A 25,877-nucleotide genomic window follows, 5' to 3' on the forward strand; every position below is an offset into this window, starting at 1 on the left:
CGCGCACCCCAAGGCCCTCGGACCATTCTAGGGAGGCGGAAAGTCGGCGCGGTGACGCACCGCAGCACGGCTGCGAAGCCTTCTCAGATTTCGAACTGCGGCTGCAGCTCGCGGATGCGCTTGATCGCCACGCCGGCCGCGGCGGTGCGCGTCTCCACACCCAGCTTCACGTACACCCGCTCCAGGTGCTTCTTGGCCGTGGCCGGGCTGCTGCCGAGGATCTCGCCGATGTCCTTGTTGGTCTTGCCCTTGACCACCCAGTACAGCACCTCGGCCTCGCGTGCGGTGAGCTTCAGGCTCAGGCTCATCGCCTCGATCACCCCGGTGTCGGACACCTCGCGCATGATGATCATCCACTCGTCGCCGTCGTCGTCCTGCCCGGTCTGCTGGTGCAGGCGCAGCGTGAGGCTGTTCGCGCCCTGCGCGATCGAAAGCGCCGGCGGCTCGATGCCGCGCTGGCGCGCATCGGGCGTGTGGCGCAGCAGCCATTCGAGCACCGCGGGCGGCGTCTCGGGGGCACGCGTCTCGCAGTAGCGGTGCAGCAGGTCGCGCGCGAGCGCCGTCTGCCAGATGAGGCGCCCCTCGGGCAGCCGCACGGTGATGCTCGCGTAGCCGAAGGCATCGAGCGCATTGCGCGCCTGGCCGGCCTGCCGCGCGTCCTGCCGCGCGCGGCGCGCGCCCTGCAGGTGCACGTTCATGCGCGCGAGGACTTCCTTGGGCTTGATGGGCTTGGTGACGTAGTCGACGCCGCCGGCTTCGAGCGCGGCCACGAGGTGCTCGGTTTCGGTGAGGCCGGTCATGAACACGATGGGAATGTGCGCGGTCGCAGCATCGGCCTTGAGCCGGCGCGCCACCTCGAAGCCGTCGATGCCCGGCATCATCGCGTCGAGCAGCACGATGTCGGGCCGCGCCTGCGCGGCGCGCTGCAGCGCCTGCTCGCCGTTGGTGGCGATGAGCACGGTGTATCCCGATTCGTCCAGCGCGTCGTGCAGCACCGCGAGGTTGTCGGGCACGTCGTCCACGATGAGCACGAGGTCGGCGTTGACGCCCTCGTCGCGCAAGCTTCGTGCGAGGGGCGATGGTTCGGGAGGCGGGGTGGTTGTCATGGCGCACTCACTGCTTCGGCCAGCGCCCGGCTCATGGCCTCGAACTGGAACTGGCGCGCCAGCACGCGCTGCGCCTCGGTCCATGCCATGCACTCGGGCTGTTCGGTGTCGATGTCGTCGAGCTGGTTCATGATGCCGCGGAAGTAGCCCAGGCTCACCGCTTCGTCGAGTGCGCGCAGGCGCTCGCGCGAGGGCGGTTGCATCGTCTTCGGCGCGGCCGGCGCGGGCAACGCGGCTGCGGTGTCGGTCCACTTGAGGCCGAGCCGGCGTTCGAGCCAGTCGAGCAGTTCGGTGTGGCGCACGGGTTTCACGAAGAAGTCTTCGGGCGCGATGCCCACGTCGTTGTCCAGGCCCTTGTCGAACGCATTGGCCGAGACGATGGCCACGGCCTCGTCGGTCAGGCCGAGCTTGCGCGCGCGGCGGATCGTTTCCCAACCATCGATGCCGGGCATCGCGAGGTCGACGAACATCGCGTCGGGCCGGTAGCCGGCGGCGATGAGGTCCAGCGCATCGTGGCCGCTGGCCGCAGTGCGCAGCTCGAAACCCAGCGGCGCGAGCACGTGCTCGAGCAGGTCGCGGTCGGCCTCTTCGTTGTCGACCACCAGCAGACGTCGGCGCGCACCTTCATAGCCGCGGCGAGCGCGCGCCACAGGCACCGGCCGGCTCGCGCCCACCGCCGTGTCGTGCACGCGCGGCAAGAAGAGCCGCACGCAGAAAAGCGAGCCCACGCCCGGCGTGCTCTGCACTTTCATCTCGCCGCCCATCAGGTCGGTCAGCATCTTGGCGATGGTGAGGCCGAGGCCCGCACCCGGCGCCGACGAGGCCGCCGCGTTGCCGCGCGCGAAGGGCTCGAAGATGCGGTCGATGTCCTCGGTCGTCATGCCCGGCCCGGTGTCCTCGATCTCGATGGCCGCGAACTCACGTGCATACGCCAGGCGCAGCGTGACCTGCCCCGCCGCTGTGAACTTGATCGCGTTGCCCAGCAGGTTGATGAGGATCTGCCCCACCCGCTTCTCGTCGGCGCGCACCACCTCGGGCAAGGCGCCTCCGGCTTCGAAGCGGAACTGCAGCCCCTTCTCGGCGGCCTGCAGCTCGAACATGTCGGCCAGCTCCCGCATGGTGTCGGCAAAGCGCATCGGCCGCGCATGCAGCGTGAGCTTGCCGGCCTCGATGTGCGCGATCGCCAGCGTGCCTTCGATGAGCGACAACAGATGCTCACCGCCGCGCTTGATGACCGCCACCGCCTGCTGGCGATGCGGCGGCACCGAGTGGTCTTCGCCCATCAGCTGCGCATAGCCGAGGATGCTGTTGAGCGGCGTGCGCAGCTCGTGGCTGATGGCGCTGATGTAGCGGCTCTTGGCCTGGTTGGCCTGGTCGGCGGCGCGCTGGGCCTGCTCGGCGACGGCCCTCGCCTCTTCGGCCGTTTGCTTGGCAGCCTGCAGGGCGCGGTCGGTTTCGCGGTGCAGCTCGATCTCGCGCAGCAGCAGGTGGGTCTGGCGGTTCGACTCTTCCTGCGCGACCTTGCGGCTCTGGTGCGCGAGCACCAGCCACCACGCCACGATGCCAGCGATGACCAGGAGCGCCATGTACGCCTTGAGAAACCCCGAGCGCAACGCCGACTGCTGCACGCCTGCCCAAACCTCGGACACGCCGGCCTGCGACGCGAGCTCGACCGCACTCTCGGCCAGCGCCCGCAGCTCCTGCTGATAGAGCACGCCGAACACCACCGCCAGCAGCGGCACGATGATCAGCATCAGCAGCAGGAAGTGCCCCAGGCCGGTGTCCAAGTAGCGCCAGCTGCGCCGTGGCAGCAGCCAGCGCAATGCGGCCGACCACTGCGACGACAGGCTCGCATGCGGCTTGCACAGGTCGCCGCAGCGCGCATCGAGCGTGCAGCACAGCGAGCAGATCGCGCCCTGGTAGGCCGGGCAATGCGCCATGTCCGGCCCTTCGTACTCGCGCTCGCAGATCACGCAGTGCTGCACCTTTAGGCGCTGGTAGTTGCCGCTTTCGTCCGATTCGACCTTCGCCCAGCGCACCGCGCGGCCACCCGCTGCCGGGGTGAACGGCACGGCGCCCGTCGCATCGGAGGCCCGCGCCAGGTAGTACTTGCCGCCGGTCGCCCACGCCAGCAGCGGCGAGGCGATGAGCGCGGTGCCCAGCGCGATCAGCGCCGAGAACGCTTGCGCCAGCGGCCCGAACACGCCCAGGTGCGCGGTGATCGACAGCACCGAAGCCAGCGCCATCGCGCCCACGCCCACCGGGTTGATGTCCCACAGGTGCGCGCGCTTGAACTCGATGCCCGGCGGCGAGAGCCCCAGCGGCTTGTTGATGACCAGGTCGGCCACCACCGACATCATCCAGGCGATGGCGATGTTGGCGAAGAGGCCGAGCACATCGCCCAGCGCCTCGAACACGTTCATCTCCATCAGCATGAAGGCGATGAGCGCGTTGAACACCACCCACACCACCCGCCCCGGATGGCTGTGCGCCACGCGTGAGAAGAAATTGCTCCAGGCCAGCGACCCCGCATAGGCGTTGGTCACGTTGATCTTGAGCTGCGAGATCACCACGAACAGCGCCGTCGCGGCCACTGCCCAGCCGTAGTTCGGAAACACGTACTCGTAGGCCGCGAGGTACATCTGGTTCGGATCGACCGCGCGCTCCACCGGCACCATGTGCGTGATGGCCAGGTAGGCCAGCAGCGCCCCGCCCAGCATCTTGAACACGCCCAGCACCACCCAGCCCGGGCCGCCGGCCAGCACGCCCGCCCACCAGAGCCGCCCGGTGGTGGCGGTGCGCGCGGGCATGAAACGCAGGTAGTCGGCCTGCTCACCCATCTGGGTGATGAGCGCGATGCCGACCGTCAGGGCCGCGCCAAACAGGTGCAGATCGAAGCCCTTGGTGCCGGTCTTGACCCCGTTGTAGTGCACGATGCCAGCGAACGCACCAGGATCGCGCACGAGCACGAACACAAAAGGCACCACCAGCATCAGCAGCCAGAGCGGCTGCGTCCAAAGCTGCAGCCGGCTGATGGCCGAAACGCCATGCGTGACCAGTGGAATGACCACCAGCGCGCACACCAGATACCCCCAGACCGGCGGAATGCCCAGCGCCAGCTCCAGCGCATAGGCCATCACGGCCGCTTCGAGCGCGAAAAAAATGAAGGTGAAGCTCGCGTAGATCAGCGAGGTGAGCGTCGAGCCGATGTAGCCGAAACCGGCGCCGCGGGTGAGCAGGTCCATGTCGACGCCGTAGCGCGCCGCGTACACGCTGATCGGCAGCCCCGCCAGGAAAATGATGAGCCCGGTGACCAGGATCGCCCAGAAGGCATTGGCAAAGCCGTACTTCACCAGCAGCGTGGCGCCCACCGCCTCGAGGATCAGGAACGACGCCGCCCCGAAAGCCGTGTTGGCCACCCGCCATTCGGACCACTTGCGAAAGCGCTGCGGCGTGTAGCGCAGCGCATAGTCTTCGAGCGTTTCGCTCGCGACCCAGCTGTTGTAGTCGCGCCGGACCTTGACGATGCGCTGGGGGGCGTCATCGGGGGTGGTTGGCGTATCGGCAGCGTTCACACCGTTTCGGTGCATCTTTCGTGCCATCCGTACGACGTTTGGCGAACAGGGCACGACTGTTGCAAAGAAGAAGGCTTGCCCATAATGGCCGACCCTTCCCCAGCCACCCGATGCCGCTCCCATGGAACTGACCCCGCGCGAAAAAGACAAGCTGCTGATCTTCACCGCGGCGCTGCTCGCCGAACGCCGCAAGGCCCGCGGCCTGAAGCTCAACTACCCTGAAGCCATCGCGCTGATTTCCGCCGCCGTGATGGAAGGCGCCCGCGACGGCAAGAGCGTCGCCGAACTCATGAGCGACGGGCGCTCGGTGCTGACCCGCGCCGACGTCATGGACGGCATCGCCGAGATGATCCCGGACATCCAGGTCGAAGCCACCTTTCCGGACGGGACCAAGCTGGTCACCGTCCACCAGCCCATCGTCTGACCCGACCGCAAAAAAGAACCGTCATGCGCCAAACCACTTCCAAGACCCTCGCCCTGCTCGCCCTCCTCTTGCCGCTCGCGGCCAGCGCCCACACAGGCGTCGATGGCGGCCTGCATCACGGCTTCACCACCGGCTTCCTGCACCCGCTGACCGGCGCCGATCACCTGGCCGCCATGGTCGCGGTCGGTTTCTGGAGCGCACTGGCCGCGCGCCGCGCCTGGCCCGACCTGCTGTGGGCGCCGCTGGCGTTCGCCGGCATGCTGCTGGTGGGCGCGCTGATGGGCCTCGCCGGCGTTCAACTGCCAGCCGTCGAACCGATGATCGCGGCCTCGCTGCTGGTGCTGGGCCTGCTGGTGGTCACGCGCACTCACCTGCCGGCGGCTGTTGCGATGGCGGTGGTCGGCGTGTTCGCCGTCTTCCACGGCGTGGCCCACGGTTACGAGCTCGCAAGCGAGCAAGGCGCCGCACTCACGCTGGCCGGCATGGTCAGCGCGACCGTGCTGCTGCACCTCGCCGGCATCGCGTTCGGCTGGGCCTTGCGCCACGCCAACGCCTGGTTGCCCCGCGTAGCGGGCGCCGCCGTGGTGGTGCTGGGTGCAACGCTTTTGGCGCAAGCCGTCTGATCGCAATGACCCCCGGCGAACTCCTCACCGACAACGGCGACCACACGCTCAACCCCGGCCGCCGCACCCTCACCCTGGTGGTGCAGAACACCGCCGACCGGCCGATCCAGGTCGGCTCGCACTATCACTTCGCCGAGACCAACGGCGCCCTCGGTTTCGACCGCGAAGCCGCGCGCGGCATGCGCCTGAACATCGCCTCGGGCGCCGCGGTGCGCTTCGAGCCGGGGCAGCAGCGCACGGTCGAACTCGTCGATTACTCGGGCGATCGCATCGTCTACGGCTTTCGCGGCCTGGTTCAAGGAAAGCTCTAAAACATGGCCACCATCGGGCGACGCGCCTATGCAGAAATCTTCGGCCCCACCGTGGGCGACCGGGTCCGCCTTGCAGACACCGAGCTGCTGATCGAAGTCGAGGCCGACTACACGCTGCGTGCCGGCGGCTACGGCGAAGAAGTGAAGTTCGGCGGCGGCAAGACGATTCGCGACGGCATGGCGCAATCGCAGCGCACCCGCGCGCAAGGCGCCGTCGACACCGTGCTCACCAACGCGCTCATCCTCGACCACTGGGGCATCGTGAAAGCCGACATCGGGCTCAAGGACGGCCGCATCGCCGCCATCGGCAAGGCCGGCAACCCCGACGTGCAACCGGGCGTGGACATCGTCATCGGCCCGGGCACCGAAATCATCAGTTGCGAAGGCAACATCGTCACCGCGGGCGGCATCGACAGCCACATCCACTTCATCTGCCCGCAGCAGATCGAAGAGGCGCTGTCTTCCGGCGTGACGACGATGCTCGGTGGCGGCACCGGCCCCGCCACCGGCACCTTCGCGACCACCGCCACGCCCGGCCCCTGGCACATCGAGCGCATGCTGCAGGCGGCCGATGCGTTCCCGATGAACCTGGGCTTCCTCGGCAAGGGCAATGCGAGCCTGCCGGATGCGCTGCACGAGCAGATCGAGGCCGGCGTCATCGGCCTGAAGCTGCACGAGGACTGGGGCACCACGCCCGCGGCCATCAGCAATTGCCTCGATGTGGCCGACGCCACCGACACGCAGGTGGCGATCCACAGCGACACGCTCAACGAATCGGGCTTTGTCGAGAACACCATCGCCGCCGTGGGTGGCCGCGCGATCTGCGCGTTCCACACCGAAGGCGCGGGTGGCGGCCATGCACCGGACATCCTGCGCGTGGTGGGCGAGGCGAACTTCCTGCCGTCGTCCACCAACCCCACGATGCCCTACACCGTGAACACGCTCGACGAGCACGTCGACATGCTCATGGTGTGCCACCACCTCGATGCAGGAATCGCCGAAGACCTGGCCTTCGCCGAGTCGCGCATCCGCAAGGAAACCATCGCCGCCGAAGACGTGCTGCACGACCTCGGCGCAATCAGCATGTTCAGCTCCGACAGCCAGGCCATGGGCCGCGTCGGCGAGGTGATCATCCGCACCTGGCAGACCGCGCACAAGATGAAGGTGCAGCGCGGCACGCTCCCCGAAGACAGCGAACGCAACGACAACTTCCGCGCGAAGCGCTACGTCGCCAAGTACACGATCAACCCGGCGATCGCGCACGGCATCGCGCACGAGGTGGGCTCGCTGGAAGTCGGCAAGTGGGCCGACATCGTGATCTGGAAGCCCGCCTTCTTCGGCGTGAAGCCCTTCACCATCCTGAAGGGCGGCACGATTGCGATGGCCGCGATGGGCGACCCGAGCGCGTCGATCCCGACGCCGCAGCCGGTGCACTTTCGCCCGATGTTCGGCGCGTACGGCGGCTCGCTCGCGAAGAGCTCGCTCACCTTCGTCTCGCAGGCCGGGCTCGCCTCGGGCATCAAGGAGCGCTACGGTTTAGCCAAGCACCTCTGCGCGGTGAAGAACATCCGCAACGTGCGCAAAGGCGACCTGATCCACAACGGCTATACGCCGAAGATGGAAATCGATGCGCAGACCTACGCGGTGCGCGCCGACGGGCATCTGCTGACCTGCGAGCCGGCGAAGCTGCTGCCGATGGCGCAGCGGTATTTCCTGTTCTAGATGCTGCGGGCCTCAGGGCGAGCGAGGTGCCATGTGGCCTCGGATCCAATTGGCGAAGCTGCTCTCGTTCATGGCGCTGGCGGCGACGTCGAGCATCACCAGCGTAGCCTCGGCCTGCGTCGCCACCAGTCGCTGGCCGTTCAGGGCAAGGAACAGACCAACGGACAGGAATGCCGCGCGCTTGTTGCCGTCGATGAACGGATGGTTCTTGGCCAGTCCCACGCCGTAAGCGGCCGCGAGGTCTGCCGCGTCGGGCGACTCGTAGCTCACGAGGTTGAGCGGACGCGCAAGCGCGGACAGCAGCATCGTTTCGTCGCGCAGGCCGGAAGCTCCACCATGCTCGGCGAGGCTTTCGTCATGCAACAGGATCAAGGTGCGCCTGTCGATCCAGCGCCAAGTGCTCATTTGGCGAGCTGGTGGAAGGTGTCGCGGAATTCGCGCATGAATTCGCGGCCAAGCTTCAGTTGTTCTTCGATCTCGGGGTCGTATGGCGTCAGGGTAACGCCGTTGGCGGCCTCGGTCAGGAACAGCGTGTCGCCCTTTTCTACCTTGAGCCGCGCCAGCACTTCCTTGGGAAGAATCACACCGACGGAGTTGCCGATCTGGGTCAATTTGAGTGCCGACATGAAGGCCTCCGAAGTTATAACAGACGTTATATTACCGACGTCTCACCGCTAAAAGCAAGTCACCATGCTCACCGCCAACAAACTCATGCCACAGGGCCGGGGCCTCGCGCCCGTGCTGCTCAAGCGCGCCGCCACCATCGAACTCGAATGGGACGTCCGCCAGAAAAGCCGCTTCGACGCCACCGACTCGCAGGGCCGGCAGATCGGCATCTTCCTCGCGCGCGGCACCGCGGTGCGTGGCGGCGATGTGCTGGTGGCCGAAGACGGTTCGCTGATCCGCGTCATCGCAGCACCGCAGCCCGTGCTGCGCATCACGCACTGCACGGCCCACGGCACGCCCTTCGACCTGACGCGCGCGGCCTATCACCTGGGCAATCGGCACGTGCCGATCGAGCTCAAGCCCGACCACCTGAAGATCGAACCCGACCACGTGCTGGCCGACATGCTGCGCTCGATGCACCTGATCGTCGTCGCCGTGGAGGAAGCCTTCGAGCCCGAGGGCGGCGCCTATGGCTCGCACGAGCATTCGCATGGCGGCGGTCATGACCATGCCCACGATCACGGCCATTCGCACGGCGCCAGCAAAGGCCCGAAGCCACTCGTGCTCGCGCCGGAATTGCTCGACGACCATGCCGACCATCCGCACGGTCACGACCACAGCCACCACGGCCACTCCCACTGACATGCCCGAACCGGCCAGCGCCCACAGCCTCCTGCAACTCATCTGGCTGGCCTCCCCCGCCCTGCCCGTGGGCGGTTTCTCGTACTCCGAGGGCGTCGAGGCAGCGGTCGAATGGGCCGGCATCGACTCCGAAGCCAAGGCCGCCGAATGGCTCGCCGACCAGCTGCACCTGAGCTTCGCGCGCGGCGACCTCGCGCTGGTCGCGCAGGCCATCCCCGCTTGGCGGGCGAACGACACACCGCGCATCCGTCAGCTCAACGAATGGGTCATGACCACCCGCGAATCCGCCGAGTTCTTCCTGCAGACCGAGCAGATGGGCCGCTCCTTCGTCGAGTGGCTCAAGCTGCATCACGCGGACACGGCCGAGGTCTTCAAGGACCTGCCCGCGAGCTACCCCGTGGCCTTCGCCTTCGCGCTCGGCCGCAGCGGCGCCACGGTGCACGACGGCTGCCTCGCCTTCGCCTTCGGCTGGGCCGAGAACATGGTGGCCGCCGCCGTAAAAGCCGTGCCGCTCGGCCAGAGCGCGGGCCAGCGCATCCTCGCGCGGCTGGCAAACGAAATCCCCGCGGCCGTCGACCGTGCGATGCAACTGGGCGACGACGAACGCCAAGCTTTTGCGCCCCTCCTGGCCGTGCTCTCGGCCCGCCATGAAACACAATATTCCCGCCTCTTTCGAAGCTGACCGAACCGGACAACGCCCATGACCTCCGCCCTGCACCACATCCCCCACCGCACCAAGAGACTGCCCCCGCTGCGCGTGGGCATCGGCGGCCCCGTCGGCTCGGGCAAGACCACGCTGCTCGAAATGCTCTGCAAGGCGATGCGCGACAAGTACGACCTCGTGGCCATCACCAACGACATCTACACCAAGGAAGACCAGCGCCTCCTCACAGTGGCCGGCGCGCTGCCCGCCGAACGCATCATGGGCGTGGAAACCGGCGGCTGCCCGCACACCGCGATCCGCGAAGACGCATCGATCAACCTCGAAGCCATCGACCGCATGCTCGAGGACTTTCCGGATGCCGACGTGGTGTTCGTCGAATCCGGCGGCGACAACCTCGCGGCCACCTTCAGCCCGGAGCTCTCGGACCTCACCATCTACGTGATCGACGTGGCGGCCGGCGAAAAGATTCCGCGCAAGGGCGGCCCCGGCATCACCAAGAGCGACCTCTTCGTGATCAACAAGATCGACCTTGCACCCTACGTCGGCGCGAGCCTGGAAGTGATGGAGCAGGACACGCAGCGCATGCGCCGCCAGCGGCCCTACGTGATGACGAACCTCAAGACCCACACCGGCGTGGCCGAGGTGGTGGCCTTCATCGAGCAGCGCGGCATGCTCACCGAAGGCTGACAGGCTCTTTCAGCGCTCAGAGTTCGCTGCCGTCCCGCAACTGCCGCGCCTTGTAGACGAGCCGCACGCTCGCACGGCGCGGGTCGCTGACCTGCTGCACATAGACATCGGCGTCGCCGCTCGTCCACGCGGCGTAAGCGCTGCCCGGATCGCGCGACGCGAGTTCGTTGCCGAACACGCCGCGGCCCCATTGCACTAGCTGCCCGAATGCGGAGGCGCCGCTGTCGGGCGCGGACTGCGCCGTGGCCACGTATTCGACGCGCCGCAACTCCGACGCCGCAAAGAAGAAGGTCGGCTCGAACATCAACCCCGCCATCTCCACGGGCGCTGCGCGCCAGCTTCCGAGCAGGCCACCGGTCAGCCGCTTCGGGCGGTGCACGCGCTCGGCGGCGGGTAGTGCCGCCTGCAGTTCATCGGCCGTCATGCCGAGCCGCACGCCTGGCGGCAAGGCTTGCGCATGCAGCGCGCCGGTAGCGAGAAAAATCGCGCTCGCGGCGAGCAGACGAAGAAGAGACAAGGGGGCTGAAATTCGCACGTTCGGCATCGAAAGGAAAAGCGGCGGCACCGTGGGACCGCGAGTATGACGCGGAGTTCCACGGCGCGGCAGCGCACGCCCTTCAAGCCCCAGCGATGGACTCGTGCAAAGGCAGCCGCAGCGTCAGGCCCAGTGCGCCATCGGCGTGCGGCGCCGAATAGATCCGCCCGCCATGGCGGCTCGCAATGCGTTCGCAGGCGCGCGCACTGGCTTGCGACGCGGCGTCGAGGGCATCGAAGAACCGCGCGAGCGGCGGCCGCACATCGTCTGCATCGAGATCGCGCCAATGGACGACGGCATGCCCTCGCTCCACGCGCGCAGAGACCTGCAGCGTGGCACCGGCACGCATCACGCTCGCCGCATGCGCCGCGACCTTGGACAGCAGTTCGCACAACTCCGCCTTGATGGCGAAGACGTGCACGGCTTCAGGCGGAAGCTGGATGTCGAAGCGGATGCCCGCCAAGTCCGGCGCCACACCGAGCAGCGGCCGCAGGTCCTGCACGCTGCTGGCCAGCAGCTTCTGCCTCACATCGTCGCGCGCCTGCTGCGCCATGGTGCGGGCCGATGCGCCCGCCCGCATGTTCACGACGAAGAGAGAACCCATCATCGCGACCACGCCGGCAAGGCCCAGCGCAATGGCCACCGCAATGAAGAACCCAAGACTGCCGGAATACATGTGTGTGCGGCCTTTCCTCAACGCGGCCCGGGCGCACGAAACTCGAGCGCGCCCGAGGCACCGCGCTCGCAGCTTCCCGGCAATGCATCCGCACGCGGCCCCGGCAGCGCAGGCCGCGCACCTTCGGGCTGGCCTTCGCACAGATCCCATCGCGCCATCGGCGGCCCGTGATGCTCTAAGGACATCGGGAAAGGCGGCGGTCCGCCGCGAAACATCGGCGGCGGCCGGAGTGGCATGGGCGGCGGCAGCATGATGCAGCCCGACAGGCCGGCCGCTGCCAGCGCGCCCGCGAAGTGATGGATTCGTCGCGTCATTTTTTGAATCGATTCAAAGCGTTGGCCGCCCGGCCGGTGCGACAGGGCGAACGCCCCGTCGCACCGGCCGGGCCCGTCGTCAGAACGCGTGGCGGATGCCGAAGTCGTAGCCCGTCGACGAGCGAGGCAGGCCCGTGTAGCCCACGCCCGTGCTGCCGTAGCCCGTGGTGGCCGCGGCCGTCAGGCTGCCGGTGTAGGCCGCGTCGTTGCGGTTGTTCACGCGTGCAACGGTGGCGTACAGCGCGGTGCGCTTGGAGAGGTTGTGCACATAGCCGATCGCGAACTTGTTGACGCGCGGGTCGTCGCCGGTGATGCCGACGGCGCCTTCGTTGTATCGCACCGTGGAGTACGACGCGCGGACGAGGCCCGCGCCCACCGGCATGCTCGCACCGATGAGGTAACCGTTGTAGCTGTCGTGGCTGTTGCCCACGGCGAGCGCGAACTTGTTCTGCACGTTCGAGAGTTCGCCGAAGAGCTTGACGGGCCCGAAGTCATACGACGCGCCGAGGTTGATGGTCTGCACCTTGCGCGTGAGCGAAGTGGTGTCGACCGCGACGTTCTGGCCCACCGCCAATGCGACATCGAGCGGTCCGTTCGCGTAGCCGAAGCGTCCACCGACGTAGCGGCCCGCGCTGCTGCTGGTCGCGGCGGTCGTGTCGGTGGCGCTGGTCTTTGTGTTCTCGTTCAGGCTGTACTGGACCTGGCCATAGAAGCCACCGAGGTTCGGCGGCAGGAAGTAGCCGACCATGTTGCTCGCGCGCACATAGTTCGAGTTGGCAAGGCCCGCGCTGCTGCTCACCGAATAGATCGCGCTGGAGCCCGAACCGTTGGTGCCGAACGGATCGAACACCGTGTCGTTCCAGAAGGTGGCCGTGTAATCGCGGCCCAGCCGCAGCTCGCCGAAGCCACCGGAGAGGCTGACGGTGGAGCGGCGGTTGAAGCTCGCGATGCCGGTGGCGCCGTCGTCGTTGCTGATCGGCGATTCGAGCCAGAAGCTGGCGGCCAGGCCACCACCCAGGTCTTCCGTGCCGCGAAAGCCGATGCGGCTGGAGTTGTAGCCGGAGTTGGCAAGACTCCATTGGCTCTGCTTGCTGCTCGCACCCGTGACCGGGGCACGCGACGTGGCGCTCTGGTAGCTCACGCCGGCATCGATGACGCCGAACAAGGTAACGGACGATTGGGCAGAGGCCAGGCCGGTGACGGCCAGCGCGGCGAGTGCCGTGAGGGATTTCTTCATTCAGGTTTCTCCGGGTTTTCAGCTGCTCTACATCGAGCGGCTGAACGGATGGTCTCGTCCAAATTTGGAGGAATCTGGTGGACGCCGCGTGCTTTGCATGCGGTGTTGTTTTGAGCGCACTCACCACGATGCAAGCGGCCGGCACAGCGGGGTTCGCAGCGCCGCAGCGCAGACCGCGCGCCTCCCCAAAGCAAGCACGTACTAAAAGTCTCCCAAAAGCCCAGCAATGCTTCGCCATCCCGAAGGAGTCCACATGACCATTGTTTTGCAAAGCACCCTTGCCGCATCGCTGGGCATACAGCAACTGTCCAACGCGTTCACACCCGCCTTCTCTCACCTGCGCATTCTTCGCAACCTCATCATCCCGATGCCTTCGGGATGCGCGGTTCCCACAGCGCGCATCGACGCCGTCATCGTGTGCGAGACCGGCGTGTACCTGTTCGAGATCAAGGCGTGGCGCAACGCCTTCGTCTATCGGAAGAAATCCGACGAAGCCCCGCCGCGCTGGTTCCTTCGACTCAACGGATGCACGAGAGCACGCGAAGTGAAAGACCCCGCATGGCAAGGCGGCCGCAAGACAACGCAGCTGCGCAGCCTGCTGTCCGACGACCTGCGCCTGCAGTACTTCGTGCTCCTGCCCTGCGAAGGCGTGGCGCTCGAAGGCGTCATGCCTGCCGCCGTCATCACGCAGCAAGACCTGCCCTACATCGCACGCCTCGTGCGCAACAACGGACGCACCGCGCGCACCTATCCGCTGCTCGATGCCCATGCCGTCGAACGCACCGTGCAGCGGCTGCTCGACATCCAGGGTGACCTGTCGATGGAGACGCATCTGCAGAACTGCCGCGAAAGAAGCGAGCAGCAACCGCCGATGCGGTGGCCCGTCATGCGTGCAATGGGATTGCAGTAGCAGCCTTTACAGGCTTTACCAAAGGCGCTGGGGAGCGTCCCATATTTCTCCGACATTGGCGAAGACCATGCGGCGATGCATCTCCCCAAGTCCCTCGCGGCCATCGCTGCACTGCTCGTTTCGATGGCCGCCGTCCCCGCATGGGCCGTCGACCCTTTCACCGTTCGCGACATCCGGCTCGAAGGCCTGCAGCGCGTCGAACCCAGCACTGTTTTCACCACCCTCGGCATCAAGGCCGGCGACAACTACAGCGACGAGCGCGGCAGCGCCGCCATTCGCGCGCTGTTCGAGCTGGGCCTGTTCAAGGACGTGCGCATCGACGTCGACGGCAACGTGCTTGTGGTCATCGTGGAAGAGCGCCCCACCGTCGCCGATGTCGATTTCGTCGGCACCAAGGAATTCGAGAAATCCGCGCTCCAGAAGGCCTTGCGCGAGATCGGACTCGCCGAAGGCCAGCCCTACGACAAGGCGCTCGCCGACCGCGCCGAGCAGGAGCTGAAACGCCAGTACGTGAGCCGCAGCCTCTACAACGCAGAGGTCGTGACCACCGTCACGCCGCTGGAGCGCAACCGCGTCAACCTCACGTTCACCGTCGTCGAAGGCGAGTCAGCACGCATCAAGAGCGTGCGCGTCGTCGGCAACAAGGCTTTCAGCGAAAGCACGCTGCTCGACCTGTTCGACCAGGACAGCGGCGGCTGGCTCGCCTGGTACACCAAGTCGAACCAGTACTCGCGCAGCAAGCTCGCCGCCGACCAGGAAACGCTGCGCTCCTACTACCTCACGCGCGGCTACCTGGAGTTCCGCATCGACTCCACGCAGGTCGCCATCTCACCGGACCGGCAGTCGCTGGACCTCACGCTCAACATCACCGAGGGCGAGAAGTTCGCAGTCGCCGGCGTGCGGCTCGAAGGCAACTACTTCGGCCGCGAAGACGAGTTCAAGACCCTCGTGACAGTGCGCCCCGGCGCGCCCTACAACGGCGAGGACGTGGCCGCCACCACCAAGGCCTTCACCGACTACTTCGGCACCTTCGGCTACGCGTTTGCGCGCGTGAAGGCCGAGCCCGAGATCGACCGGGCCAACAACCGCGTGACGTTGGTGCTGAAGGCCGAGCCCGCGCGCCGCGTGTACGTGCGGCGACTGAACATCGGCGGCAACGCGCGCACGCGCGACGAGGTGATCCGTCGCGAGTTCCGGCAGTTCGAAGGCGCCTGGTACGACGGCAACAAGATCAAGCTCTCGCGCGACCGCGTCGACCGGCTCGGCTACTTCACCGAAGTGAACGTGGAGACCACCGAAGTACCCGGCAGCAACGACCAGATCGACCTCACGGTCAACGTGGCCGAGAAACCCACCGGCTCGCTGCAGCTGGGCGCGGGCTATTCGTCGACCGACAAGGTCTCGCTCACCTTCGGCATCACGCAGGAGAACGTGTTCGGTTCGGGCAACTACCTCGGGCTGCAGGTCAACACCAGTTCGTACAACCGCACGATCTCGCTCACCGCGACCGATCCGTACTTCACGAAGGACGGCATCTCGCGCACGCTCAACGTCTTTCACACCACCACGCGGCCCTACTACGAGGCCGACGGCAACTACAAGCTCGCGAGCGATGGCGGCTCCGTGCGCTTCGGGCTGCCGGTGGGCGAGCTGGACACGGTGTTCCTGGGCATCGGCGTGGAGCGCTATTCGTTCACGCCCGGCACCAACGGTTCGTACACGCTGGTCGATGGCTCCTACGTCTACACCGGCACGCCGCAGGCTTATCTCGACTACTTCAAGTGCACCGGCACCGCGCCGAGCGTGGTGTGCACCGGCAGCAACGTGGTGGGCATTCCCGCGACGGTGGGCTGGTCGCGCGACGACCGCGACAGCGCGCTTGTGCCGACCACCGGGCGCCTGCAGCGCGCGAACCTCGAAGTGGGCGTGGGCAGCGCGCTGCGCTACCTGAAGACCGACTACCAATACCAGCAGTACTTCGCGCTTTCCAAGCAGTACACGCTGGCCGTCAACGGCCAGCTCGGCTATGCAAAGGCGCTGGGCGGCAGCACCTTCCCGATCTTCAAGAACTTCTACGCGGGCGGGCTCGGCTCGATCCGCGGCTTCGAGCAGAACTCGCTCGGGCCGGTCGATGCGGTCACGGGCGGTTCGCTCGGCGGTACGCGCAAGGCGATCTTCAACATGGAGTTCAGCACGCCCTTCCCCGGGGCGGGCAACGACCGGTCGCTCAGGCTCTACACCTTCATCGATGCGGGCAACGTGTTCGCCGACCGCACGGCCAGCATGACCGATGCGCAGTGGAAAGCGCAGAACCGCATCCGCGCCTCGGCGGGCCTGGGCATCAGCTGGATCTCGCCGCTGGGGCCGCTGCGGCTCGCGTATGCGGTGCCGCTGGCGTACCAGAAAGCGGACACCGCCAACGGCATCGCGGCGGACCGCACGCAGCGCTTCCAGTTCCAGATCGGCACCTCCTTCTGAAGAAAGAAAGGACAACGCCATGAGCCGCATCCTGATGGTCGAAGACGGGCGCGACAGCGCCTTTGCGCTGCTGGACCACCTCTGCAACGCGGGCCACGAGGTCGAGCACATCGGCGACGGCGCGGCGGCGCTCGACCGCATCCTGAGTTCGCCGCCTGCGCTGACCTTGCTCGACGTGGTGCTGCCTCGAATCGACGGCCTCGAGGTGCTGCAGCAGGTGCGCTCGCACAGCGACCATCCGATCATCATGCTGACGGCGCGCACGCGCGAGGTCGATCGCCTGCGCGGGCTCGACCTGGGCGCCGACGACTATGTCTGCAAGCCGTTTTCGCCGCGCGAAGTGGTGGCGCGCGTGCACACGGTGCTGCGCCGGCATGCGCAACGCGATGGCGCTTGCGGGGCGCCGTCGAAGTCGGTGTCGTTCCGGGACGCGCACGGCGGCGCGCACCTGGAGGGGCACGCGCTCGATCTCACGCGCCGCGAACTCCTGCTGCTGCGCACGCTGTCGCGGGATCCAGGGCGGGTGTTCACGCGCTCGAAGCTGCTGGAGGCGGCGTTTCCGGAAGCGTTCGATGTGAACGAGCGCGCGGTCGACGGGCACATCAAGAACCTGCGCAAGAAGCTCACCGCCGTGGCCCCCTCGCACGGCTGGATCCGCTCGATCTACGGCGTGGGCTTCAGCTTCGCGGACCGGCCGGCCTGAGCACGGCACACGGCATCGCGCGGTGTGGCGGGGCCGGTGCGCATGATCGGCGCGAGGGTCGAGAGACTCGCGCTGCGCCCCTCGGCCGGATGGCGCTCGCTGCATCCCCCACGCGCGGCGATGCAGGCGCCCAGCGCCAGGCCGCCGAAGGCCAGCAGGCCCATGAAGCGCTGCATCAGCGGCAACCCGCCAGTTGATGGTGTCGCCACGGGATGCACCCAGGCGGTTTCGCTGTGAGACGGCATCGCGGTGTGCAACGCTCAGTCTTCGGTGGATTGCGCGAAGCCACTCATGCGCTTTCCTTCTCGGCTTCGGCGCCCGGCTCCACCGCGCGCGTGGCGCGCGCCTCCGCCCAGACGACCAGCAGCGTCCACACATGGGTGACCACCCAGAAGATCGCCGTGAGCCACAACAGGACCAAGCCCATGCCGTCCTCGGACCAGGCATCGGCCCACGACCAGGCGGGGCGCGTCGGCGCGCAGTGCGCCGGGCTGGCCCAGGCCAGCACGGCGGCCGCGAAGGCGGGGAGGAACTTTTTCGGTGAGCTAAAGGTGGCCGGGTTCATGGGCCCGCATCGTGCGTTTCGAATCGGGAGAAATGTGGGAGGGCCACACCACCGGATTCCATCCGGATTCCTCCCAGATTTCTCCCCATTTGGCCGCCATGATCCGCCGCTTGCCTATGACGCCCGCCTGCCCGAAACGCATGTCGCAGAATGCGGCCATGCCTGCCCAGAGCCCATGCCGCGTCTGACACTCTCCCGCAAGATCTTCCTGGCGCTGGCCGCCTTGCTGGTCGTGTTGCTGCTCAGCTTCGTGGGCTTTTCCATCATCGCGCTGCAGCGGGGCCTGGGCGCCTACGTCGCCGAGATCGAGATCCGGCGCATGGACTGGCTCTCGCAACTTCTCTTGAAGCACTACGCTGCCAACGGCGACTGGAAGAAGCTGCGCGACAACGACGAGGCCTGGCATCGCCTCCGCATGGGCCAACTGGCGGGTGTGCTCGATGGCGCGGCCAGCCCCGACGACCGGCGGCTTCCGCCCTGGTACGAGCGCCGCGCGCCAGGCACGGGCCGGGTCGAAGGCGATGCCGACAACGGCGCACCGCCGCCGGCTCCGGCTTCCTCGTCGCCCACCGGCTCGCCGCAACTCGATCTTCTGCCACGGCGCTTCTCGATGCCGCCGCCGCCCTGGTTCTTTCCCGACCCGCGCGGTGCGGCCGATTCGATCTACCAGCGCCTGGCCGTGCTCGATGCGCAAGGCGCATTGGTGGTCGGCGCCTCCATCGATCTGGAGAATGCCGCGCGCATGCCGATCCGCCGCGGGCGCTCGGTCGTCGGCTATCTCGCGCTTGCGCCGATGGAAGGCCTCGAGAGCGAGGCCGACCGCGCCTTCATCGCGCGCCAGTCGGGCGTGATCGCGCTCACCGGCCTGTGCGGACTCGCCTTCGCGCTCGTGCTGTCGTGGCTGCTCGCGCGCCGCTGGTTCAAGCCCATCGACGCGCTGACGCAGGCCGCGCAGGACGTGGCGCGCGGGCGGCTCTCCACGCGCGTGGCCGTGCATGGTTCCGACGAACTCGCGCTGCTGGGCAAGACCTTCAACGACATGGCGCAGCGCCTGGACAAGGTCGAGGCCTCGCGGCGCGCGTGGCTCGCCGACGCGGCGCACGAGCTGCGCACACCGCTCGCTGCGATGCGCGCGGAAATCGAAGCGCTGCAGGACGGCGTGCGCACCTTCGACGAACGCACCGCCCTGCGCATGCACCGGCAGGTGATCCGCCTCGGCCAGCTGGTCGACGACCTGCGCAGCAGCATGCGCGAGCCGCAGAACGATCTGCTCACCACCGCCGTGTTTCCGCTCACGCTGCTGAAGGAGGCGCTGGACCACACGCGCGACCGCTTCGCGCAGCGCGGCATCGCGGTCGACCGGGAAGCGATCGACCGCATCGCCGCATCGGCCCAGCCGGTGATCGACGGCGACGCGCACCGGCTGCACCAGGTCTTCATGAACCTGCTGGAGAACACGCTGGCCTACACCGACGCGGGCGGCCGGCTGCGCATCGACGTGACCATCGAAGGCGCGTGGACCGGCAACTGCCTCACGCTGCTGTTCGATGACAGCGCGCCGGGCGTGTCCGAAGAAGAAATCCCGCGGCTCTTCGACCGCCTGTTCCGCGGCGAAACCTCGCGCAGCCGCGCGCTCGGCGGCTCGGGCCTCGGCCTCTCGATCTGCCGCGCGACCATCGAGGCGCACGGCGGCAGCATCGAGGCCGCCCCATCGCCGCTCGGCGGACTGCGCATGACCCTCACCCTTCCACTGGCGGCATCCGCATGACACGCATCGTCGTCGTGGAGGACGAGATCGACATCGCCTCGGTGGTGCAGGACTACCTGCGCCACAGCGGCTACGAGACCGCGCACTTCGCCGACGGGCAGAGCGCGCTCGAAAGCATCGTCGCCGCGCCGCCCGACCTGACGCTGCTGGACATCATGCTGCCGCGGCTGGACGGCATCGAGGTGCTGCGCCGCGCGCGCGAGCACACGGCGCATCCGATCATCATGCTCACCGCGCGCATCGAGGAGGTCGACCGCCTGCTCGGCCTGGAGCTCGGCGCGGACGACTATGTGTGCAAGCCCTTCTCGCCGCGCGAACTGGTGGCGCGCGTGCGTGCCGTGCTGCGGCGCACGGCACCAGGGAATGTGCCGGGGGTGCCCGGGCAAGCCCCGCAGAGCGAAGGCCCGGGCCTCGTGCTCGACGACGTGCACTGGCGTGCATCGCTCGAAGGCACGCCGCTGAACCTCACGCGCCGCGAGTTCGGACTGCTGCAGGTGCTGTCGCGGCACCCGGGGCGCATCTTCTCGCGTGCGCGGCTGCTGGAGCTTGCCTACGACGACACGGTGGACGTGACAGAGCGTGCCATCGACAGCCATGTGAAGAACCTGCGCCGTAAGCTCGGTGCGGTGTCGCCTGCGCACGACTGGATTCGCTCGGTGTATGGCGTGGGGTTTGCTTGGGAAGCGCCGCCACAGCCCTGACTGAACGGCCTGGACGTTCGCGGCCTCGTGGCATGCATCGTGCAAGATCGCAGCCATGCTCCCCCTGTCTTCCGATGCGCTGCGCCAGCGCCTGCGTTCCTTTGCCTCCCGCGCGCAGCCGCTGCGCATTCTTCTCACCCTTGGCAGCCTGATGGCGGTGTGCAGCTACACCGGCCACACCGATGCGGTGATCCCCTTGTTCCTTGGCGCCATCGCCAGTGCGCTCGCCGAAACCGACGACAGCTGGCGCGGCCGCTTTCGCGCGCAGCTCGTGACGCTCGCCTGCTTCGCGGTGCTGTCGTTCTCGGTGGAGACGCTGTTCGGCCGGCCGGTGCTCTTCATCGCCGGGCTGGCGTTCGCGGCCTTCTGGCTCACGATGCTGGGCGCGGTGGAAGCGCGCTACAAGGCCATCGCCTACGCGACGCTGATCCTCGCGATGTACGCCACGCTCGGCATCGAGAACCAGGGCGCGCACGGCCACGACAGGGGGCGCGAATCCTTGTTGCTGCTGGCCGGTGCCGCTTGGTACGGCGTGTTCTCGGTGCTCTGGTGCGCGGCCTTTCCGGCGCAGCCGGTGCAGGCGCGGCTGGTGACGCTGTTCACCGTGCTCGGCAACTTCGTGCGCTTCAAGGCGTCGCTCTTCGAGCCGCTGCGCGGCATCGACATCGAACAGAAGCGGCTCTCGCTCGCGCAGCTCAACGCCGAGGTGGTGAGCGAGCTGAACGCCGCGAAGGAAAGCATCTTCCGCCGCATCGGCGCGCGGGCGCCGACCGGTCGCATCTCGCGCTACCGCGGGCTCTACCTGATCGCACAGGACGTGCACGAGCGCGCAAGCTCCTCGCACGACGACTACAACGCGCTGGCCGACGCCTTCTTCCACAGCGATCTGCTCTACCGCTGCCAGCGCGTGCTCGGCCTGCAGGGCCTGGCCTGCCAGCGGCTTGCAAGCTCGATCGCGCGGCGTGAGCCTTTCGAGGTGGGCGAGGAAACCGTGCAGGCGCTGGCCGACCTGCGCGGCGCCATCGAACACGAGCGGGCACGGGCGACCACGCCGGAGCGCCTCGCGCTTCTTGCATCGGTGGAAGCGCTGGCGCGCAACCTCGCGCAGCTCGACGGGCAACTCGCTGGAGCAAGCCAGCCATCCGCCCGCGCCGGACGGACCGAGATGGGCCTCTTCAACCGCTCGCCGCGTTCGTGGCGGGACGCGGTAGAGCGCGTGCGGCGGCAGCTCACGCCGCGCTCGCCGCTGTTCCGCCATGCGCTGCGGCTGGCGATTGCGCTTGCCGTGGGCTACAGCGTGATGCACGTCATCCATCCCGCGCAGGGCTACTGGATCCTGCTGACCACGCTGTTCGTGTGCCAGCAAAGCTTCGGCGACACCATCTCGCGCATGGGCCAGCGCATCGCAGGCACCGCGCTGGGCGTGGTTGCGGGCTGGGCGCTGTTGCAGCTCTTTCCGCAGCCGCTGGTGCAGTCGGTGATCGCGGTGGCGGCGGGCGTGCTGTTCTTCGCGACGCGCGCCACGCGCTACCTGCTCGCGACGGCCGCGATGACGCTGCTGGTGCTGATGTGCTTCAACCAGGTGGGCGACAGCGGCTTGCTGCTTGTGCCGCGGCTGGTCGACACCGCCATCGGCAGCGCCATCGCCGGCCTCGCGGTGCTGCTGGTGCTGCCGCACTGGCAGGCGCGGCGCATCAACGAACTGGCGGCCACGGCGATGCGCAGCCATGCGGGGTATCTGCGCCGGATCGTCGAGCAGTACGGCACGGGGCCGCGCGACCACCTCGACTACCGCCTCGCGCGGCGCAACGACCACAACGCCGATGCGGCGCTGTCGACGGCGGTGTCGGACATGTTCCGCGAGCCGGGCTATGTGCGGCCGCGCGCGGGCATCGCGCTGCGCTTTCTTATCCGGTCGCACACGCTCCTGAGCTATCTGTCGGCGCTCGGCGCGCACCGCGCCGCGTTGCCCGATTCGCCGCACATGGCGGTGCTGCGCGACGCGGCCGAAGCTGCGGCTGCGGCGCTCGATGCGCTGGCCGGCGGGTTGCAGGGCGGCGCGATCGGGGACGACCCTGCTAACGAACCCGCCGTCCGCGCGGCCCTCGCGGCGGCCGTGGCCCCGGCCGGCGATGCCGGCGCGGCTGAACGCACCATCCACACCGAACTGGCCCAGGTCTGGCTGCAGATCGACGCGCTGCGCATCCATGCGCGCGAGTGGCTGCAGCCGGGCGACGACGCGGCGCCCGCCACCCTGGAAACCTGAAACGTCCGACCGCTTGGCTGGGCGAAACAACCCGCCAGGAGGCTGGTCAGGTTGCGCCGGGTAAAATCGCGGCTTCATGTCACGCTGGTTCGCCGCTACTGTCCTCACCCTCATGTTGTCCTGCTACGGCCTTGCCGTGTTCGCGCAGGGCCTGATGGGCGCCGGGCATCACGCGCATGCGGGCGCCGACATGCAGACCTGTGCAACCACCAGCATGTCGTTCTCCGATGCATTCGTGAGCGACGCCATGGACCTGGCGGACGAACTCCCCTCCCATGACGAGGCGGGTTCCGAGCACGTCGAACTGGTCGATGCCCGGCATCCCCTGGCCGTGCCCCTTTTCCTCTCTGAGCAGCCGCGCGGACTCGCCCTGACGCCCGCGCTCTCACCGCTCCTCGATCGGCCCAAGCGGCCACCCCGCGCCGCCGCCCTGGTCGCCTAAGGCTCCGCCGCGACTGGAGCCTTTGCGGCTCCTGCCTTTGTCTCGATTCGACCGCGTCGCCGCATTCCGGCAACCGAGCTCGCATCGCGAACACACCGCTTCTCCCGTGCCACACCGCGTTCCCGCACCGCCGGAACGCCCGATCAAGGAATCAGAATGAACAACGGACAACCCACCTACCACCCCGGCTTCGACGCACCCATCGCATCGGCCCAGGAACGCAACCGCGTTCTTCGCAACACCTACTGGCTGCTCGCGCTGTCGATGTTGCCCACCGTGCTCGGCGCCTGGATCGGCGTTACCACCGGCCTCGCACGCGCCATGTCCCCGGGCATCGGCCTCATGGTGTTCCTCGGGGGCGCCTTCGGCTTCATGTACGCCATCGAGAAGACCAAGAACTCGGCCGCCGGCGTGCCGGTGCTGCTGGCCTTCACCTTCTTCATGGGGCTGATGCTCTCGCGCCTCGTGGGCTCGGTGCTGGGCCTCTCGAACGGCGCGAACCTGGTGATGACGGCCTTCGCCGGCACCGGCGCGATCTTCCTGGGCATGGCGACGCTGTCGTCGGTCATCAAGCGCGACCTGTCGGCCATGGGGAAGTGGCTCTTCATCGGCGCCGTGCTGCTCTTGGTGGCGGGCATCGCCAACTTTTTCATCCAGTCGAGCGCGCTGATGATGACGCTGGCCGTCGCCGCCATCGGCATCTTCTCGGCCTTCATCCTGCATGACCTCAAGCGCGTGAAGGACGGCCTGGAGACCAACTACATCTCCGCCACGCTGGGCGTCTATCTCAGCATCTACAACGTGTTCCAGGCACTGCTCGCCCTCTTGGGCATGGGCGGCGGCCGGGACGAGTAACGTCAAGAAGGGAGCCTTCCATGCGCCTCACCACCAAGGGCCGCTTCGCGGTCACCGCGATGATCGACATCGCCCTGCACGGCCGCTCGGGCCCGGTCACGCTGGCCTCGATCAGCCTGCGCCAACGGGTCTCGCTGTCGTACCTGGAGCTGCTGTTCGCCAAGCTGCGCCGAAACGATCTGGTCGAATCGACCCGCGGTCCGGGCGGCGGCTATTCGCTCAGCCGCAAGGCCGCGCTCATCAGCGTGGCGGACATCGTGCTGTCCATCGAGGACCACGGTAACGAGACCACGCGCCGGCGCGCCGGCGCGGATGTGGACGACAGCGGCCGCTGCGAGGTCGAGGAGCTCTGGGCCTCGGTCAACCTGCGGGCGGTCGAGTTCCTGAAATCGATCTCGCTGCAGAGCCTGGTCGACGAACAAAAGGCCAAGGGCGTGCAGGCCGCCACCAGCGTGGCCGGCAGCAGGCGGACCACCGTGGTCGGCACGCCGGTGCGCAAGCCGTTCGTCGTGGACGCGCCGAACTCGGTGTTCGCACTGGGCCGGCGCCAGCAACGCGCCGGTTAGTTACAGTTCTGCCTCGCCTCGCGAGCGGCGAAGCCGAAGTACCCCATAGCCAGACCGCCGGCCACCGCGCCGGCGCCCCCGCCAACGATCCGGGCAGCCGCAAGGCTGTGCCAGCGTTGGCTTTTTTTCGTTTGCTTGCCTCTACAGAAAGCCGAGCCATGCGGCGTATCGCGCCGCGGCACCCCAGGCAGAATGCACCATTAAGGTGCGAAATCGATGCGCAACCGGGGGTTCCTGGCCTGCGCCGGACAGCGTCGCACCGCGATTCCAGACACTCATGACCTCCAAGCTCCTGCTCTCCCTTTCCCTGCTCGCCTCCCTCGCGCTCGCGGCCTGCGGCGGCAAGCCGGCCCCCGCAGCCGCCGACGCACCGGGCGAAGTCGGCGTGGTGACGCTGCACGCGCGCGACGTGCCGGTGCTCACCGAACTGGCCGGCCGCACGGCCGCATTCCGCGTGTCGGAGGTGCGTCCGCAGGTCAACGGCATCGTGCGCAAGCGCCTCTTCGAGGAAGGCGGCATGGTCCGCGCAGGGCAGGTGCTCTACGAGATCGAGCCCGGCCCCTTCGAGGCCGCGCACGAGCAGGCCGAGGCCTCGCTGGCCACCGCGCAGGCCGGCATCGCGAGCCTGCGCAGCAAGGCCGAGCGCCATGGCGAGCTCGTCAAGGCCAATGCGGTCAGCCGGCAGGAGCACGACGAGGCCCAGGCCGCGCTGGCGCAGGCCCAGGCAGGCGTGAAGGCCGCGCAGGCGGCGGTGAAGGCGGCGCGCATCAACCTCGAATTCACCCGCATCACCGCGCCCATCGCGGGGCGCATCGGGCGCTCGGCCATCACCGAAGGCGCGCTCGTCGCGCCGGGGCAGGCGACGGCGCTGGCGACGATCCAGCGGCTCGATCCGATCTACGTCGACGTCATCCAGTCGAGCCTGGAACTCACGAAGCTCAAGCGCCGTTTCATCTCGGGCGACATGGCGCCGGCCAGCACGCGCGTGACGCTGCGCATGGAAGACGGCCTGCCCTATCCGCACGAAGGCATGCTGAAGTTCACCGAGGTCGGCGTCGATGCCGCGACGGGTTCGGTCACGCTGCGCGCGGAATTTCCGAACCCGCAAGGGCTGCTGCTGCCCGGCATGTACGTGCGCGCACAGGTGGAGGCCGGTGTGGAGCGCCACGCCATCCTCGCCCCGCAGCGCGGCGTGGGCCGCAACGAGAAAGGCGAGCCGACCGCGCTGGTGGTCGGCGCGGGCGACAAGGTCGAGCTGCGGCCGCTCGAAGTGCGCGGCGCGTCGGGCGACCAATGGATCGTGAGCAAAGGCCTGCGCGAAGGCGACCGCCTCGTGGTCGACGGCCTGCAGCGCGCGCACCCCGGCGAGAAGGTGAAGCCTGTGCCGGTGTCCCTCGAGGCGGCCACGGCTGCCACCACGGCCGCCGAATGAAACACAAGA

Annotated in this window: 27 protein-coding genes; 17 read left to right on the plus strand and 10 right to left on the minus strand. The window is 67.9% G+C overall.

The annotated features are described in order from the left end of the window. Window positions 1-83: 83 nt before the first annotated feature. Together VARPA_RS24210 and VARPA_RS24215 are read right to left on the minus strand one after the other, a co-directional pair. Window positions 84-1,106, minus strand: a complete 1,023-nt coding sequence (locus tag VARPA_RS24210) for a response regulator transcription factor (RefSeq protein ID WP_013543222.1) — start codon at window positions 1,104-1,106, stop codon at window positions 84-86. Continuing rightward, window positions 1,103-4,696 carry an ATP-binding protein gene (locus VARPA_RS24215; protein ID WP_013543223.1) on the minus strand — a complete coding sequence of 1,198 codons (3,594 nt, stop codon included), beginning with the start codon at window positions 4,694-4,696 and terminating at the stop codon, window positions 1,103-1,105. The genes VARPA_RS24210 and VARPA_RS24215 overlap by 4 nt, the downstream gene beginning before the upstream one ends. Window positions 4,697-4,802: 106 nt before the next feature. Between VARPA_RS24215 and VARPA_RS24220 the strand changes: the two genes are divergently transcribed. The 4 genes from VARPA_RS24220 to ureC are packed head-to-tail and all read left to right on the plus strand — an operon-like array spanning window position 4,803 to window position 7,761. After that, a complete protein-coding gene (locus tag VARPA_RS24220; protein ID WP_013543224.1) occupies window positions 4,803-5,105 on the plus strand; it encodes an urease subunit gamma in 303 nt (100 codons plus the stop codon). 23 nt (window positions 5,106-5,128) lie between these two features. Next, window positions 5,129-5,728, plus strand: coding sequence for a HupE/UreJ family protein (locus VARPA_RS24225; protein WP_013543225.1), 600 nt, complete (start codon window positions 5,129-5,131; stop codon window positions 5,726-5,728). Window positions 5,729-5,733: 5 nt separating this feature from the next. Continuing rightward, window positions 5,734-6,039: an urease subunit beta gene (locus VARPA_RS24230; protein WP_013543226.1), complete on the plus strand. Its 306-nt coding sequence runs from the start codon at window positions 5,734-5,736 to the stop codon at window positions 6,037-6,039. A gap of 3 nt (window positions 6,040-6,042) precedes the next feature. Beyond that, window positions 6,043-7,761, plus strand: a complete 1,719-nt coding sequence (gene ureC, locus VARPA_RS24235) for an urease subunit alpha (RefSeq protein ID WP_013543227.1) — start codon at window positions 6,043-6,045, stop codon at window positions 7,759-7,761. Window positions 7,762-7,773: 12 nt separating this feature from the next. On the opposite strand, the gene VARPA_RS24240 is transcribed toward ureC, so the two are convergent. Further along, complete coding sequence (locus VARPA_RS24240; RefSeq protein WP_013543228.1) at window positions 7,774-8,166, minus strand: type II toxin-antitoxin system death-on-curing family toxin; 393 nt, start codon at window positions 8,164-8,166, stop codon at window positions 7,774-7,776. Beyond that, a complete protein-coding gene (locus tag VARPA_RS24245; protein WP_013543229.1) occupies window positions 8,163-8,387 on the minus strand; it encodes an AbrB/MazE/SpoVT family DNA-binding domain-containing protein in 225 nt (74 codons plus the stop codon). Before VARPA_RS24245 ends, VARPA_RS24240 begins: the two co-directional genes overlap by 4 nt. Window positions 8,388-8,451: 64 nt before the next feature. Between VARPA_RS24245 and ureE the strand changes: the two genes are divergently transcribed. The 3 genes from ureE to ureG are packed head-to-tail and all read left to right on the plus strand — an operon-like array spanning window position 8,452 to window position 10,420. Next, window positions 8,452-9,069, plus strand: a complete 618-nt coding sequence (gene ureE, locus VARPA_RS24250; RefSeq protein WP_013543230.1) for an urease accessory protein UreE — start codon at window positions 8,452-8,454, stop codon at window positions 9,067-9,069. Between the two features lies 1 nt (window position 9,070). Further along, complete coding sequence (locus VARPA_RS24255) at window positions 9,071-9,751, plus strand: urease accessory protein UreF (RefSeq protein ID WP_041943029.1); 681 nt, start codon at window positions 9,071-9,073, stop codon at window positions 9,749-9,751. Window positions 9,752-9,769: 18 nt separating this feature from the next. Beyond that, the gene (ureG, locus tag VARPA_RS24260) at window positions 9,770-10,420 is read left to right on the plus strand and encodes an urease accessory protein UreG (protein ID WP_013543232.1); all 651 of its coding nucleotides are present in this window, start codon (window positions 9,770-9,772) and stop codon (window positions 10,418-10,420) included. Window positions 10,421-10,436: 16 nt separating this feature from the next. On the opposite strand, the gene VARPA_RS24265 is transcribed toward ureG, so the two are convergent. The 4 genes from VARPA_RS24265 to VARPA_RS24275 all read right to left on the minus strand — a co-directional run bounded on the left by VARPA_RS24265 (window position 10,437) and on the right by VARPA_RS24275 (window position 13,182). Then, a complete protein-coding gene (locus VARPA_RS24265) occupies window positions 10,437-10,937 on the minus strand; it encodes a hypothetical protein (RefSeq protein WP_234974828.1) in 501 nt (166 codons plus the stop codon). A gap of 100 nt (window positions 10,938-11,037) precedes the next feature. Further along, window positions 11,038-11,631 (minus strand): hypothetical protein, encoded by a 594-nt coding sequence (locus tag VARPA_RS24270; RefSeq protein ID WP_013543234.1) that lies wholly within the window; start codon window positions 11,629-11,631, stop codon window positions 11,038-11,040. Between the two features lie 17 nt (window positions 11,632-11,648). After that, entirely contained in the window at window positions 11,649-11,945 is a 297-nt protein-coding gene (locus VARPA_RS30805; RefSeq protein ID WP_080559411.1) for a hypothetical protein, read from the minus strand. A gap of 79 nt (window positions 11,946-12,024) precedes the next feature. Continuing rightward, entirely contained in the window at window positions 12,025-13,182 is a 1,158-nt protein-coding gene (locus VARPA_RS24275) for a porin (RefSeq protein WP_013543235.1), read from the minus strand. 253 nt (window positions 13,183-13,435) lie between these two features. Between VARPA_RS24275 and VARPA_RS24280 the strand changes: the two genes are divergently transcribed. The 3 genes from VARPA_RS24280 to VARPA_RS24290 all read left to right on the plus strand — a co-directional run bounded on the left by VARPA_RS24280 (window position 13,436) and on the right by VARPA_RS24290 (window position 17,273). Continuing rightward, on the plus strand, window positions 13,436-14,092 hold the full coding sequence (locus VARPA_RS24280; RefSeq protein WP_013543236.1) for a nuclease-related domain-containing protein: 657 nt from the start codon (window positions 13,436-13,438) through the stop codon (window positions 14,090-14,092). 75 nt (window positions 14,093-14,167) lie between these two features. Then, a complete protein-coding gene (gene bamA / locus VARPA_RS24285) occupies window positions 14,168-16,570 on the plus strand; it encodes an outer membrane protein assembly factor BamA (protein ID WP_013543237.1) in 2,403 nt (800 codons plus the stop codon). A gap of 19 nt (window positions 16,571-16,589) precedes the next feature. After that, window positions 16,590-17,273: a response regulator gene (locus VARPA_RS24290; RefSeq protein ID WP_013543238.1), complete on the plus strand. Its 684-nt coding sequence runs from the start codon at window positions 16,590-16,592 to the stop codon at window positions 17,271-17,273. Here VARPA_RS24290 and VARPA_RS24295 read toward each other — a convergent pair. Beyond that, entirely contained in the window at window positions 17,234-17,518 is a 285-nt protein-coding gene (locus VARPA_RS24295; RefSeq protein WP_013543239.1) for a hypothetical protein, read from the minus strand. The genes VARPA_RS24290 and VARPA_RS24295 overlap by 40 nt on opposite strands. A 44-nt stretch (window positions 17,519-17,562) precedes the next feature. Further along, the gene (locus tag VARPA_RS24300) at window positions 17,563-17,838 is read right to left on the minus strand and encodes a hypothetical protein (protein WP_013543240.1); all 276 of its coding nucleotides are present in this window, start codon (window positions 17,836-17,838) and stop codon (window positions 17,563-17,565) included. A 175-nt stretch (window positions 17,839-18,013) separates the two neighbouring features. On the opposite strand from VARPA_RS24300, the gene VARPA_RS24305 reads away from it, so the two are divergent. From VARPA_RS24305 to VARPA_RS24335, 7 genes are all read left to right on the plus strand, one after another. Then, window positions 18,014-19,606: an ATP-binding protein gene (locus VARPA_RS24305; RefSeq protein ID WP_013543242.1), complete on the plus strand. Its 1,593-nt coding sequence runs from the start codon at window positions 18,014-18,016 to the stop codon at window positions 19,604-19,606. Further along, window positions 19,603-20,307, plus strand: coding sequence for a response regulator (locus VARPA_RS24310; RefSeq protein ID WP_013543243.1), 705 nt, complete (start codon window positions 19,603-19,605; stop codon window positions 20,305-20,307). Before VARPA_RS24305 ends, VARPA_RS24310 begins: the two co-directional genes overlap by 4 nt. A 55-nt stretch (window positions 20,308-20,362) precedes the next feature. Further along, entirely contained in the window at window positions 20,363-22,573 is a 2,211-nt protein-coding gene (yccS, locus tag VARPA_RS24315; protein ID WP_013543244.1) for a YccS family putative transporter, read from the plus strand. 112 nt (window positions 22,574-22,685) lie between these two features. Then, on the plus strand, window positions 22,686-23,015 hold the full coding sequence (locus VARPA_RS24320; protein ID WP_013543245.1) for a hypothetical protein: 330 nt from the start codon (window positions 22,686-22,688) through the stop codon (window positions 23,013-23,015). A gap of 156 nt (window positions 23,016-23,171) precedes the next feature. Continuing rightward, window positions 23,172-23,870: a Bax inhibitor-1/YccA family protein gene (locus VARPA_RS24325; protein WP_013543246.1), complete on the plus strand. Its 699-nt coding sequence runs from the start codon at window positions 23,172-23,174 to the stop codon at window positions 23,868-23,870. A gap of 20 nt (window positions 23,871-23,890) precedes the next feature. Continuing rightward, window positions 23,891-24,436, plus strand: coding sequence for an Rrf2 family transcriptional regulator (locus VARPA_RS24330; protein WP_013543247.1), 546 nt, complete (start codon window positions 23,891-23,893; stop codon window positions 24,434-24,436). 277 nt (window positions 24,437-24,713) lie between these two features. Continuing rightward, window positions 24,714-25,868 carry an efflux RND transporter periplasmic adaptor subunit gene (locus VARPA_RS24335; protein WP_013543248.1) on the plus strand — a complete coding sequence of 385 codons (1,155 nt, stop codon included), beginning with the start codon at window positions 24,714-24,716 and terminating at the stop codon, window positions 25,866-25,868. Window positions 25,869-25,877 lie beyond the last annotated feature (9 nt).

The sequence above is a fragment of the Variovorax paradoxus EPS genome (genome assembly GCF_000184745.1).
Lineage (GTDB): Bacteria > Pseudomonadota > Gammaproteobacteria > Burkholderiales > Burkholderiaceae_C > Variovorax > Variovorax paradoxus_C.

Bases quoted from the DNA above. Each gene is read 5' to 3' on its own strand.
- VARPA_RS24275 (WP_013543235.1), bottom strand. From the start codon at position 13,182: ATGAAGAAATCCCTCACGGCACTCGCCGCGCTGGCCGTCACCGGCCTG.
- VARPA_RS24270 (WP_013543234.1), bottom strand. From the start codon at position 11,631: ATGTATTCCGGCAGTCTTGGGTTCTTCATTGCGGTGGCCATTGCGCTG.
- VARPA_RS24280 (WP_013543236.1), top strand. From the start codon at position 13,436: ATGACCATTGTTTTGCAAAGCACCCTTGCCGCATCGCTGGGCATACAG.
- VARPA_RS24290 (WP_013543238.1), top strand. From the start codon at position 16,590: ATGAGCCGCATCCTGATGGTCGAAGACGGGCGCGACAGCGCCTTTGCG.
- VARPA_RS30805 (WP_080559411.1), bottom strand. From the start codon at position 11,945: ATGACGCGACGAATCCATCACTTCGCGGGCGCGCTGGCAGCGGCCGGC.
- VARPA_RS24310 (WP_013543243.1), top strand. From the start codon at position 19,603: ATGACACGCATCGTCGTCGTGGAGGACGAGATCGACATCGCCTCGGTG.
- VARPA_RS24330 (WP_013543247.1), top strand. From the start codon at position 23,891: ATGCGCCTCACCACCAAGGGCCGCTTCGCGGTCACCGCGATGATCGAC.
- VARPA_RS24215 (WP_013543223.1), bottom strand. From the start codon at position 4,696: ATGCACCGAAACGGTGTGAACGCTGCCGATACGCCAACCACCCCCGAT.
- yccS (WP_013543244.1), top strand. From the start codon at position 20,363: ATGCTCCCCCTGTCTTCCGATGCGCTGCGCCAGCGCCTGCGTTCCTTT.
- VARPA_RS24320 (WP_013543245.1), top strand. From the start codon at position 22,686: ATGTTGTCCTGCTACGGCCTTGCCGTGTTCGCGCAGGGCCTGATGGGC.
- bamA (WP_013543237.1), top strand. From the start codon at position 14,168: ATGCATCTCCCCAAGTCCCTCGCGGCCATCGCTGCACTGCTCGTTTCG.
- VARPA_RS24230 (WP_013543226.1), top strand. From the start codon at position 5,734: ATGACCCCCGGCGAACTCCTCACCGACAACGGCGACCACACGCTCAAC.
- VARPA_RS24305 (WP_013543242.1), top strand. From the start codon at position 18,014: ATGCCGCGTCTGACACTCTCCCGCAAGATCTTCCTGGCGCTGGCCGCC.
- VARPA_RS24225 (WP_013543225.1), top strand. From the start codon at position 5,129: ATGCGCCAAACCACTTCCAAGACCCTCGCCCTGCTCGCCCTCCTCTTG.
- ureC (WP_013543227.1), top strand. From the start codon at position 6,043: ATGGCCACCATCGGGCGACGCGCCTATGCAGAAATCTTCGGCCCCACC.
- VARPA_RS24295 (WP_013543239.1), bottom strand. From the start codon at position 17,518: ATGCCGTCTCACAGCGAAACCGCCTGGGTGCATCCCGTGGCGACACCA.
- VARPA_RS24325 (WP_013543246.1), top strand. From the start codon at position 23,172: ATGAACAACGGACAACCCACCTACCACCCCGGCTTCGACGCACCCATC.
- VARPA_RS24210 (WP_013543222.1), bottom strand. From the start codon at position 1,106: ATGACAACCACCCCGCCTCCCGAACCATCGCCCCTCGCACGAAGCTTG.
- ureG (WP_013543232.1), top strand. From the start codon at position 9,770: ATGACCTCCGCCCTGCACCACATCCCCCACCGCACCAAGAGACTGCCC.
- VARPA_RS24245 (WP_013543229.1), bottom strand. From the start codon at position 8,387: ATGTCGGCACTCAAATTGACCCAGATCGGCAACTCCGTCGGTGTGATT.
- VARPA_RS24300 (WP_013543240.1), bottom strand. From the start codon at position 17,838: ATGAACCCGGCCACCTTTAGCTCACCGAAAAAGTTCCTCCCCGCCTTC.
- VARPA_RS24240 (WP_013543228.1), bottom strand. From the start codon at position 8,166: ATGAGCACTTGGCGCTGGATCGACAGGCGCACCTTGATCCTGTTGCAT.
- VARPA_RS24220 (WP_013543224.1), top strand. From the start codon at position 4,803: ATGGAACTGACCCCGCGCGAAAAAGACAAGCTGCTGATCTTCACCGCG.
- VARPA_RS24335 (WP_013543248.1), top strand. From the start codon at position 24,714: ATGACCTCCAAGCTCCTGCTCTCCCTTTCCCTGCTCGCCTCCCTCGCG.
- ureE (WP_013543230.1), top strand. From the start codon at position 8,452: ATGCTCACCGCCAACAAACTCATGCCACAGGGCCGGGGCCTCGCGCCC.
- VARPA_RS24255 (WP_041943029.1), top strand. From the start codon at position 9,071: ATGCCCGAACCGGCCAGCGCCCACAGCCTCCTGCAACTCATCTGGCTG.